Source organism: Nocardioides sp. P5_C9_2 (assembly GCF_054049555.1).
Window position 1 is genome coordinate 1 of record NZ_JBFUMD010000076.1, and the last position, 10783, is coordinate 10783.

Genomic DNA, 10783 nt, shown 5'->3' on the forward strand with positions numbered 1-10783 from the left:
GGGTGACATCTCCACGGCCACCCGGCTGCGCCTGTCCAACGGCACCACCGCGCTGATGAAGACCCTGCCGCACGCGCCGGCGGGCTTCTTCGAGGCCGAGGCGGCCGGGTTGCGCTGGCTGGGCGAGGTCGACGGCGGCGTCCCCGTCCCGCCCGTCCTGGCCGTCGACGCCGAGTGCCTGATCCTCGCGTGGGTGGAGCCGTCGGCCAAGCAGGGGCTCGAGTCCGCGATCGCCTTCGGCCAGGCCCTGGCCACCACGCACGCCGCCGGCGGGGCGGCGTACGGCGCGGAGCGGGACGGCTTCATCGGCCGGCTGCCGATGCCCAACCGGACCAGCCCCACGTGGCCGGAGTTCTACGCCGTGCGGCGGGTGCTGCCCTACCTCAAGCTCGCGCGGGACCGCCACGCCATCACCCCGGAGGACGCCCGCACGGTCGAGTCCGTGGTGGGCCGACTGCCGGGCCTCGTCCCCGAGGAGCCGCCCTCGCGCCTGCACGGCGACCTGTGGAACGGCAACTGCCTGTGGAGCGCGGACGCCGTCCACGTCATCGACCCCGCGGCGTACGCCGGGCACCGGGAGGTCGACATCGCGATGCTGCACCTCTTCGGGCTGCCCCACCTGCAGCGGGTCGTGCAGGCGTACGACGAGGCCGCCCCGCTGGCGGACGGGTGGGAGGACCGGATGGCGCTGCACCAGATCTTCCCGCTGCTGGCCCACGCGTGCATGTTCGGTGGGGGGTACGGCGCCCGGGCCGCCGCCGCGGCCGCCCGCTACGCCTAGTCCACCGGGCCGCCGCCGTGGACGCCGCCGCGCACCGCCGATCGAGTAGTGTCGGAAACCCCCGCCCGGAGGATGCCTGTGGACACCACCCGCCCCAGCCTCGCCGTCGCCCTGGCCGAGGCGGCCAGGATGATCGACGGCTCGTCGTCGGTCGAGGACACCCTCGCGGCGATCGCGGCCGCGGCGGCGGTGTCGGTGCCCGACATCGACCAGGTCGGGATCAGCGTCATCCACCGCAACGGAGAGATCGAGACCCGAGCGGCCACCGGGCGCCTCGTGTGGGACCTCGACGGCCTCCAGTACGAGCTGCGCGAGGGTCCGTGCGTGGACGCGATGCGCGAGAGCCCCGTGGTCGTCGTCGACGACATCCGCCACGACCAGCGGTGGCCCCACTACACACCACCGGCGGTCGCCGCCGGCCTGCGGGCGCAGATGGCCGTGCGGCTCTACCACGAGGAGGAGACGATCGGGGCGCTCAACATGTACTCCACCGACTCGACCGTCATCAATCCCGACGCCCTCGAGGCCGCCGAGCTCTTCGCCGCCCACGCCGCCCTCGCCCTCGGCCGGGCCCGCCGGGAGGCTCAGCTGCACGAGGCGCTCGACTCGCGCAAGGTCATCGGCCAGGCCATCGGGCTCGTCATGGAGCGGTACGCCATCGACGAGGACCGCGCCTTCGGCTTCCTCGTCCGCGCCTCCTCGACCGGCAACGTCAAGCTGCGCGACGTGGCCCGCGAGGTGGTCGACCGGGCCAACCAGGTCAGCGCCCGCGCCTGACCGTTGACGTGTCGCGGCGACGTGACTACCCTCCGGGGAAGTTCTTGCTGGAGACCACGGCGAGTGCCCTTCCTCACGGAACGAGGCGTGTCATCCGTGGTCGCTGTCTCGCTCGTCCCCGCCCCGCACGACCGGCGGTCGCCGGCCGCCGAGCTGGTCGAGGCACACCTCGGCGTCGCTCGCGCGATCGCCTCCCGCTACCGCAACCGCGGGGTCAGCCTCGAGGACCTGGAGCAGGTGGCCTGTCTCGGGCTGGTCAAGGCGGCGCGGCGCTTCGACCCCGACGAGGGACACGACTTCCTCGCCTTCGCCGTGCCGACCATCCGGGGAGAAGTACGCCGTCACTTCCGCGACGCGTGCTGGATGGTCCGACCGCCCCGCCGGGTCCAGGAGCTGCAGGCACGCATCGCGACCGCGGAGTCCGAGCTGGCCCTGACGCTCGGCCACCTGCCCACCCCGGCGCAGCTGGCCGCACACCTCGACGAGGCCGAGTCCTCCGTCATCGAGGCCCTGGCCGCGGACGGGTGCTTCGTCGCCGCGTCCCTGGACGCGCCACTCCAGGACGAGACGTCGTCCCTGCTCGACCTGCTGGTCGTCACGGACGTGGGACAGAGCCTCGTGGAGGCCCGGCTGGTGCTCGGCCCCCTGGTGCGCGCGCTCGACGCCCGTGACCGGCAGATCCTGGTGATGCGCTTCTTCGAGGACCGCACCCAGGGTGAGATCGCCGCCGCCGTGGGCGTCACCCAGTCCCAGGTCTCGCGCACCCTGACCCGCATCCTGGACACCCTCCGCACCGGCCTCGCCGGTCGCTCGCCGGCCGCCTGACTGCTCAGACGGTCCGCGACACCGAGCGGGGTGGCACGCCCGGTCCGGCGACCTGGTCCGGGCCGTCGGCACCCCCGTGGTCGTCGACGGCCCGGACGAGGAGTCCGTGCTGAACGCCCCACAACACCGCCTGGGAGCGGGAGGACACACCGATCTTCGCGTAGGTGGCCCGGATGTAGGACTTGATGGAGTTGATGCTGAGCCGCGTCTCGTCCGCGATCTCGTGGTTGGACCGGCCGCTGGAGATGAGGCTCAGCACCACCGTCTCCCGGGGCGTCAGGGGCCACGCGGCCGCGGTCGCCGGATCCTCGGGCCGCGACTCGGCGCCGGCGACATCGACGACCACCCGTCCCCCACCGATGCGGACCAGATCGCGGACCAGCCGCTCGGCCGGCACCCGCTTGCCGAGGTAGCCCGCGGCACCACGGGCCAGCTCCGTCGAGACGGCGGCGTGCGAGCAGTCCCAGCTGTAGGCCACCATCCGGGACCGTCCCGGCGTCACCGGCGCGCTCGGGGTGCCGACCCGCACGGTGCGACGCAGCACGTACGCCGGGTCGTAGAGGGTCAGGTCGCAGGACGGCTCCACGGCGCCGCGCGCACCGAGCGGCACCAGCACCACGTCGGCGGCGTGCTCGGCGAGCATCGACCGCAGCCCGTGCACCACGAGCTCGCTGTCGTCCGCCACCGCCACCCGGACCGGAGGGGAAGCGCCGTTGCTGGGGGGCATGACCTCGAGTACCCCCACGGGCAGGACATCATGCGCCCGCGGCGTACGACGGCAGCAGTGCGACCGGTCAGGTGCGGTGTCGGTCAGGTGCGGCGCCGGTCAGGTGCGGTGGACGCGGATCAGCACCAGGGCGGCCTGGACGTCGGTGATGCCCGCCTGAATCGCCGCGTCGCCGAGTCGACGGCGCGCGGTCTCCACGTCGAGCCCCTCCTGGGCGGCCAGGATCCCCACCCCGACCTCGACGGCCTGCTGCTCGCGCAGCCGTTGGGGTGCCTGCTCGGCGCGCAGCCGGGTCGCGAAGGCGAGGTCGGCGTTGGTCACGGCTCCCGCGGCGGACGCGCCCAGCGCCGAGGCCAGGTCGCCGTGGTGACCGGCGAAGGCGTCGGAGGAGGACGCGTACAGGTTGATGCCACCCACGACCCGCCCCCGCTCGACCAACGGCAGGGACAGGCTGCTGGCCACCCCCGCCGCGGCACTGGCCCGCGCGAACAGGGCCCACCGGTCCTCGTCGAGGAGCTCCGCCACGGCCTCGGTCGCCGTTTCTTCGTCGTCGCGGACCGCCGGCGCGCCGAGAGCCGCATCGTGCTGCGACCTCGCCTCGACCCCCGCACGCGGGAGGCCGGGCGCGACCAGGGTGAAGGTGAGGTCATCGTCGTAGAGGGTCAGGCTGAGCCCGACGCACTCCGGGACGATCCGGGCCGCCGAGTCCCCCATCGTCATCAGGGAGGTCTCGAAGCCCGGGTCGGCGAGGCTCACGTACTCGTCCAGCGCCTCCTGGGTGTGCGGCAGGAACTCCATGGGGCCTCCTCGCACTCCGGCAGGTGCGGTCCCTGTCCATCATCGACCCACGGAACCCGGGAACGCCACACCCGTGGGGACGGTGCCCGCGGCACCCCTCGCGACTACACCGTCCCCGGCGCCTCGTCGATGCCCAGCTCGAACTCGCGGACGACCTCGGCGGCGACGTCGCGCAGCTTGACGTTGCCGTGCGAGGAGGCCCGGACCAGGAACGCGAAGGCCCGCTCCTCCGAGGTCTCGTAACGTTGCATCAGCAGGCCCACGGCCACACCGATCCGCTGCCGGCTGCGCATCCCCTCCTGGAGCTGGTCGATCGCGCGCGCCTTGCCCATCGCCAGCGCGGCCTGCGCGGCGAACAGGTCGGCGGCCTGCGCGCTGGTGTCGTCGAGGCCGTCCTCCTGCTCGGAGTAGATGTTGAGCGAGGACTGGCCATGGCGCTCGGCGTACAGGCGTACGCCGATCTGCGCGCGCAGGCCGCGTCGGCGCGCCTCGGTCATGTACGCCGGCCAGCGTCGCTCCGTGCGGACGTCCGGCACGTGCACGACGGTGTCCGCCTCCCCGGCGAACACGCACGGCCCCTCCCGCAGGCGGTGCTGGAGGCCGTCGAACTCGTGGACCCTGTCACTGGTCGCCGCCAGGGTGTCGAGCCGACCGTCCGGGTGGGCCAGGGACACGCCCACGTGGTCGGCCCCGGGCACCGACAGCAGCGTGGTCCGCACGATCTCGGTGAGGGTCTCCTCGAGCGAGGAGACCCGGTTGAGGCTGCGGGCGGCGTGGGCAAGGGCTTCTGCCAGCACGTCATCGGGCATCAGGGGGTCCTTCAGGTGACGGCGTCGAGAGGGATCGACGCAGCATCCAAAGGCCGCTTCTGGACCGGCGGTCATCCTAGGTCACGCCGAGCCGATCGCTTACGCGGCTCCACCCCCAGGAGCGACGGYGCCGTCACCCAGTGAGGGCAGCGGCGTGCTGGGTCATCAGGGGCACGTGCTCACCGAAGTCGTTCCAGCAGCGGTCCGCCCGCAGGAACGGTTCGGGACCGATCACGTCGTACACCGATCCCTTCCACGCGTAGCCCTCGGGCGCGTCGACGTGGTCGTCGTACGCCGGGGGGTCCTGCGTCGCCCAGACCACGTACCCGCCGTGTCCCAGCACGCGACGCCTCACGCCCGCACTCTCGAGCGCGCGCTCTCCCCACATCTCGACGAAGGCAGGGCCAAAGACCTGCACCCAGAAGACGTCGGGGAGCTGGGCTTCCAGAGCTTGGTACGGCGGAGGCTTCCAGGTGGGGGGGCGGCCGCCGGACGGCGAGGGGCCGTGACGTCGTACGCGCTCGGAGAGGAGGCGTCCTCGCGCCTGACGGGCGTGCGGGGTCCACACCACGAAGCCGTAGAGGGCCTCGACCGCCTCCGCCAGCTGGGCCAGGAGCTCGCCGGCCTCGCTCGGATCCTCGGGACTCAACCCGATCTCCACGCGACTCGGATGGACGAACCCGGGCGGATGGGCCCCGAAGGGGTCGGGCACATAGGTGAGACGTCCGTGCTCCTCGACCTCCGGACGGGCCAACAACACCTGGGCCGGACGGTCGTCCGGCCGATGTCGGCCCAGCTCCACGAGCTGCGAGCGGAGATCGACCACCGGCGTCATGGCCGGATCGCCCGCACCGACACGAGTCGGCACACCAGCGGGGTGCGAGGAAAGGACGTCGGCCACCTTTCGCATGAACGTGGCCACGCCAGGTGTCGCCACCGTCCACAGCTCGAGGGACAGGTACTCGTGCTCCCCGTCCACTGGTCCCGGGGCGTACGCGTGGCTCATGGAGGCCATCATCACGGCGACCGCAGCCTGCGTCGGGCTTTTCGCGCAGGCCGGGGGACGTCACCCCGCGGCGGCGATCGCGTCCCTCAGGACCACCGTCTGCTCACGCCAGGCCGGCCCCTGCTCGTCCCAGGTGTCGGCGAGGTCCGAGCCGGACAGCACGGATTCCAGTGCGGCCACCGCCTCCGTGGCCAGGGCGCCGACGGAGCCGGCCGTCTGTGCGTCCAGCCATTCCCGCATCGCGTCGGGAAGCACCACCGGCACCCCCCGCGCAGCAGCCACCAGTGCCGCCGCGGCCACCGCCTGCGCCGCGGTCGACTCGTCCGGCGACGGAGCCACGGCCGCGGCCAGTGCGTCGCGCACCGCCTCGGGACCGGCGCCGTCCTCGAGCGTCCAGGACCAGTCCCCGGCGTCGTCGTTGTCGAAGGGATCCATTCCCCAGCTACCCATGTCGTCGTCCTCTCACAGGCGCAGGACGAGTCGGGCGTACTCGACCTGTCTGTCGTCGTCCTCGGGGATGTCGTGCATGTAGGGCAGCTCGTGGATGTCGCCCTTCCACCCGACCGGGGGGCCGGCCACGAGCCGCAGTCGCGGGAGGTCGTGGAGCGGCCCGAGATCCTTGTCCCGCACCCTGCCGAGGACGACGAACTCCAGGCTCGCGTGCCCCGCCAGCGGCGCCAGGGACTCGACGCCCTTCAGCTCGTCGATCCTCAGGAACCTGAGGGAGGGCGCCTGAGCGACCTCGTCCAGCGTCGTCACGTGCCTGGCCCCACCGACGCCGAGCACGGCGAGTCGTCGCATCTGTGCCAGGACGGCCACGGAGGTCAACGAGGGCGTCGAGTGGAGGTCCAGCACCTCCAGGCGGTCCGCGTGCTGCTCGAGGCCGGCAAGAGACTCCAGCGCGGACGCCGGCCCCAAGTGCAGCTCCCGGAGGCGGGGCGCGGTGACGGCGGAGAGGTCCGTGCCGCGGAAGCGGCCCAGCCAGAGACTGCGCACAGCATCGTGTCCCAGGACGCTCTCGAGCCCGCCACCGTCCCTGGGCACCTCGCCGGCACCGAACCAACGGAGCCTCGGCCAGGCGTCACCGTCGACCCGACCGCGCCAGCTCACGGCCGAGAAGGACCTCAGCCTCGACAGCCCGAGCGCCGGGGAGACGTCGCGACAGTCCCCCACCCGGAGGAACTCGAGGTCCGGGAGCTCGCGGACGAACCCGATGTCGGGCCCCGGGACCGACAGAGCGCGAACGCCCCGGTCGCGCACCTCGCGCACCACCTCGGCCGGGTCGGCATCGGGGTCGGCCATCCACTCGCCGCCCACGTCGAGCATCGCCCCCTGCAGCTCGATCTCGGGACGGAGGAACGGTCGTGGGGTCAGCACCTGTGCCCACTCATCGCGGGAGCACCCTCAGGTCCACCAGCAGCGCCAGGGGCAGCGCCGACCGGCCCCGACCGAGCATCACCTCGTAGCCGCCGGGCCCGTCGCCACTGTCGAACAGCGCACCGACCACGACCCCGTCGACCTCCACCGGGGTCAGCCCGACCGCGCCGACCACGGGCAGGAGGGCCTCAGCCCGGTCAGCGACCGCAGCCACGTGGTCGCGGGCCATGAAGGCACCACACCCCTTGTCGATCAGGACGCGGGTCCCCGGCACGGGAAATTCGACCCACGACGTCACCGCCGAGACGTCGCCGACGACGGCCACCGCCCCTTGCAGGATGTCCCCGCGAGGTGTCGCGCGGCGCAGGGCGGCGACCTCGACCGGCTGCTCGGACCCGCGCAGGTCGAGACCGAGCGGTGGACCCTGCCACTCCGCCGAGGTCGGGTCGCAGATCTCGACACCGCCGCCGGGCGTCCGGATCGGCGCGCACACGAGGCGCTCCACCATCAGGTCCTGACCGTCGGGCGTGTGCACGACGTCGCCGTACGGGAGCAGCTCGGCAGTGCTCATCCCAGCTCGCAGCCGCGAGGGGCGTGGCCCGTCCTCGAGGTCGGCGTCGGGGCCGAGCGGGGTCGGCGTCGTGCCCCAGCCCGCGGGCAGGCCCGCGGCCTGCTGGGTGGCTCGCACCATGTCCTCGAACCACGCGAGGTTGTCGTCGGTCATCCCGGCTCACCTGTGTCTTCCTGTCGGGTGGCCGCGGCCATCAGGAGCATGTCCACCAGCACCGCCACGGCTTTCCCGTCACGGTCGAAACCCGCGTGGACCGGGTACAGACCGGGACCGTCGGGGAGACCGAAGACCACGGCGACGTCCCGTCCGGTCACCTCCATCGTGACCACTCCCTCGGCGCGGACGCGGTCGTGGACGTCCTTCATCTCGTGGGTGTCCTCGAAGAGCGGCTGCAGTCCCGCGGCGTCGGTGATGTCGTAGAAGGCTCCGAGCGAGGAGTCGACGTCGAGGTGGAAGTGCGTCTCGTCCTGGACCATCGGTCGCCACAGGGCGACCCTGTCGAGGGCTCCGATCGAGGCGGCCACGGGGACCGTGTCGCTGTGCGCCCGCGTCGACCGGGTCCGCGCGATCGTGGTCAGGGTGGTCGGGTGTGAGCCCTTCCCCAGGGCGATCAGCGGGGACCTGGGTGCGACGTCGGGCCACCAGGGATCGGCGATCGCCACCGCGCCGAACGGCATGTCCAACGTCGGACCCTGCGTCCGCGTCAGCGAGACGACCTGCTCCTCGTACCGCTCGTTGTCGGGGAAGAGGTACCGGTCGCCGAACCTCACCAGGTCCTCAGGCCGTACGGCCATGTCGCCCCCCGCCTGATCTGGTTCCCCGACTGCAGAATGCTGGACATCATCACCGGAGAGGAGCGGTGGTGTCCGACGTTCCGACCATCTCGTCGCCCGCGGGGACCACGCCCTCCTGCCTGACTCCGGGTCGGTCTCAGCGCAGCCTCAGGCTCGACTGGCAAGGTAGGACCGTGCCGGACACACCCAAGCCCCGCGTGCTGGTCGTCGACGACGACCGGGCCGTGCGCGACTCCCTGCGCCGCTCGCTGGAGTTCAACGGGTACGACGTCGCGCTCGCCGCCGACGGGGCCGAGGCGCTCGCCGTGCTCGGGTCCAGCCACCCCGACGTGGTGGTGATGGACGTGATGATGCCGCGCCTCGACGGGATCGAGACGACACGCGCGCTCCGCGCCGCCGGCCACGACGTACCCGTGCTGGTGCTGACCGCCCGCGACGCCGTCGGCGATCGGGTCGAGGGGCTGGACGCCGGGGCCGACGACTACCTCACCAAGCCCTTCGCCCTGCAGGAGCTGCTGGCGCGGCTGCGCGCCCTGCTGCGCCGCGTCGTACCGGTCGACGACGCCGCAGAGGAGACGCTGTCCTTCGCCGACTTGAGCATGGAGGTCGGGTCCCGCGACGTACGCCGCGGGAGTCGGGCCATCGAGCTGACCCGTACCGAGTTCACCTTGCTCGAGATGTTCCTGAGGCGCCCCCGACGGGTCCTGGAGCGCTCCTTCATCCTCGAGGAGGTGTGGGGCTACGACTTCCCGACCAGCGCCAACTCGCTGGAGGTGTACGTCGGCTACCTGCGCCGCAAGACCGAGGCCGAGGGTGAGCCCCGCCTGATCCAGACCGTGCGCGGAGTGGGCTACGTGCTCAAGGAAGCATGARCAGCCTCGACGGYTGGGACGACAAGCGCTGGCACTACCGCCGCTCGCTGGCGTCGCGCGTCGCCGTGCTCACCACGCTCGCCGTCGCCGTCTCGATCGCGGCGATGTCGCTGGGCGCCTTCATGGTGATGCGGATGCAGCTGCAGAGCAGCCTCGACGAGTCGCTGGTCGACCGGGCCGAGAAGGCCGCCAAGTACACCGCCCTGTCGGAGATGACGCGGCGCCAGTACCCCTCGTGGATGCTCGGTGCCGCCGACGTGCGCATCATCTTCATCACCTCCGACCGCGGGGTCCTCACGGCCGACGACGGGCCCGAGATCACGCTGGGCCGCCCGGAGCTCGACGTCGCCGCCGGTCGCGCTCCGGACTCGGTGCGCACGATCGTGGCGGCCGGCAACGTGGAGTACCGCGTCGCCACGGTCCCGGCCGGCAACGGCTCCGCGCTGGTGCTCGCCCAGCCGCTGTCGTCCCAGGCGCGGACGCTGGCCAAGCTCGGGACCGTGATGCTGGTGGCCGGGGGCCTCGGCGTGCTCGCCGCCGCCCTGGCCGGGTGGGCGGTGGCCGCCAGCGGACTGCGTCCCGTGCGCCGCCTCACCCGCTCGGTGGAGCGGATCGCCGTGACCGAGGACCTCGCCCCGCTGGCCGTCGAGGGGGACGACGAGATCGCGCGGCTGGCCGGCGCCTTCAACCAGATGCTGACGTCGCTGGCCGCCTCGCGGGACCGGCAGCGCCGCCTCGTCGCCGACGCCGGCCACGAGCTGCGGACCCCGCTCACCTCGCTGCGCACCAACCTCGAGCTGCTTGCCCAGGCCGACGCCGACGCCGACAGCGCCCTCCCCGAGGACGCCCGCCGCGAGCTGCTGGACGACGTGCGCGCCCAGATCGAGGAGCTGACCACCCTGGTCGGCGACCTCGTCGTCCTCGCCCGTGAGGACCAGCCCGTCGCGACCATCGAGCCCGTCGACCTCGCCGAGGTGACCGAGCGGGCGCTGGCCCGGGTACGCCGCCGCGCGCCCGGCGTCGCCTTCGACGTGCACCTCGACCACTGGCGGGTCACCGGCGACGCGAACGGGCTCGAGCGGGCGATCCTCAACCTGCTCGACAACGCCGCCAAGTGGAGCCCCCCGGGCGGCACCATCAGGGTGCGACTCGAGTCGGGCGTGCTCACGATCGACGACCAGGGCCCCGGGATCCCGGTCGAGGACCAGCCGCACGTGTTCGAGCGCTTCTGGCGTGCCGACGAGTCGCGRTCGATGCCCGGCTCCGGGCTCGGGCTGGCGATCGTGCGCCAGGTCGTGGACCGTCACGGGGGCCGGGTGGCCGTGGCCGACGCCCCCGGCGGCGGCACCCGGCTGACGCTGTGGCTGCCGGCCGAGCCGGCGCCGCTTCCCGCGTAGGCCGGGGTAGTCCGTGACGTTTGGCCCCCTCCCCGCCACCGGACAGGGG

13 protein-coding genes are annotated in these 10783 nt (G+C 72.9%); 5 read left to right on the forward strand and 8 right to left on the reverse strand.

Annotated elements, in window-relative coordinates:
• The 3 genes from ACXJKL_RS05905 to ACXJKL_RS05915 all read left to right on the forward strand — a co-directional run.
• Window positions 1–781, forward strand: a 781-nt coding sequence (locus ACXJKL_RS05905; RefSeq protein ID WP_457206133.1) for a fructosamine kinase family protein, incomplete at its 5' end; no start/stop codon positions are given.
• A 78-nt stretch (window positions 782–859) separates the two neighbouring features.
• Window positions 860–1558, forward strand: coding sequence for a GAF and ANTAR domain-containing protein (locus ACXJKL_RS05910; protein WP_457206134.1), 699 nt, complete (start codon window positions 860–862; stop codon window positions 1556–1558).
• A gap of 96 nt (window positions 1559–1654) precedes the next feature.
• A complete protein-coding gene (locus ACXJKL_RS05915) occupies window positions 1655–2383 on the forward strand; it encodes a sigma-70 family RNA polymerase sigma factor (RefSeq protein ID WP_457206135.1) in 729 nt (242 codons plus the stop codon).
• A gap of 4 nt (window positions 2384–2387) precedes the next feature.
• On the opposite strand, the gene ACXJKL_RS05920 is transcribed toward ACXJKL_RS05915, so the two are convergent.
• From ACXJKL_RS05920 to ACXJKL_RS05955, 8 genes are all read right to left on the reverse strand, one after another.
• Window positions 2388–3110: a helix-turn-helix domain-containing protein gene (locus tag ACXJKL_RS05920; RefSeq protein ID WP_457206136.1), complete on the reverse strand. Its 723-nt coding sequence runs from the start codon at window positions 3108–3110 to the stop codon at window positions 2388–2390.
• Window positions 3111–3209: 99 nt separating this feature from the next.
• Window positions 3210–3908: a GAF domain-containing protein gene (locus ACXJKL_RS05925; protein ID WP_457206137.1), complete on the reverse strand. Its 699-nt coding sequence runs from the start codon at window positions 3906–3908 to the stop codon at window positions 3210–3212.
• Window positions 3909–4012: 104 nt separating this feature from the next.
• Window positions 4013–4717: a GAF and ANTAR domain-containing protein gene (locus ACXJKL_RS05930; RefSeq protein ID WP_457206138.1), complete on the reverse strand. Its 705-nt coding sequence runs from the start codon at window positions 4715–4717 to the stop codon at window positions 4013–4015.
• 133 nt (window positions 4718–4850) lie between these two features.
• Window positions 4851–5723, reverse strand: a complete 873-nt coding sequence (locus tag ACXJKL_RS05935) for a hypothetical protein (RefSeq protein WP_457206139.1) — start codon at window positions 5721–5723, stop codon at window positions 4851–4853.
• Between the two features lie 60 nt (window positions 5724–5783).
• Entirely contained in the window at window positions 5784–6173 is a 390-nt protein-coding gene (locus ACXJKL_RS05940; protein ID WP_457206140.1) for a DUF4259 domain-containing protein, read from the reverse strand.
• Between the two features lie 12 nt (window positions 6174–6185).
• Window positions 6186–7100, reverse strand: coding sequence for a hypothetical protein (locus tag ACXJKL_RS05945; RefSeq protein ID WP_457206141.1), 915 nt, complete (start codon window positions 7098–7100; stop codon window positions 6186–6188).
• Between the two features lie 10 nt (window positions 7101–7110).
• Window positions 7111–7824, reverse strand: coding sequence for a hypothetical protein (locus ACXJKL_RS05950; RefSeq protein WP_457206142.1), 714 nt, complete (start codon window positions 7822–7824; stop codon window positions 7111–7113).
• The gene (locus tag ACXJKL_RS05955) at window positions 7821–8465 is read right to left on the reverse strand and encodes a hypothetical protein (protein ID WP_457206143.1); all 645 of its coding nucleotides are present in this window, start codon (window positions 8463–8465) and stop codon (window positions 7821–7823) included. The genes ACXJKL_RS05950 and ACXJKL_RS05955 overlap by 4 nt, the downstream gene beginning before the upstream one ends.
• Before the next feature lie 173 nt (window positions 8466–8638).
• On the opposite strand from ACXJKL_RS05955, the gene ACXJKL_RS05960 reads away from it, so the two are divergent.
• Both ACXJKL_RS05960 and ACXJKL_RS05965 read left to right on the forward strand, forming a co-directional pair.
• Window positions 8639–9337, forward strand: a complete 699-nt coding sequence (locus tag ACXJKL_RS05960) for a response regulator transcription factor (protein ID WP_457206144.1) — start codon at window positions 8639–8641, stop codon at window positions 9335–9337.
• Window positions 9334–10734, forward strand: a complete 1401-nt coding sequence (locus ACXJKL_RS05965; protein ID WP_457206145.1) for a sensor histidine kinase — start codon at window positions 9334–9336, stop codon at window positions 10732–10734. Before ACXJKL_RS05960 ends, ACXJKL_RS05965 begins: the two co-directional genes overlap by 4 nt.
• Window positions 10735–10783: the final 49 nt, after the last annotated feature.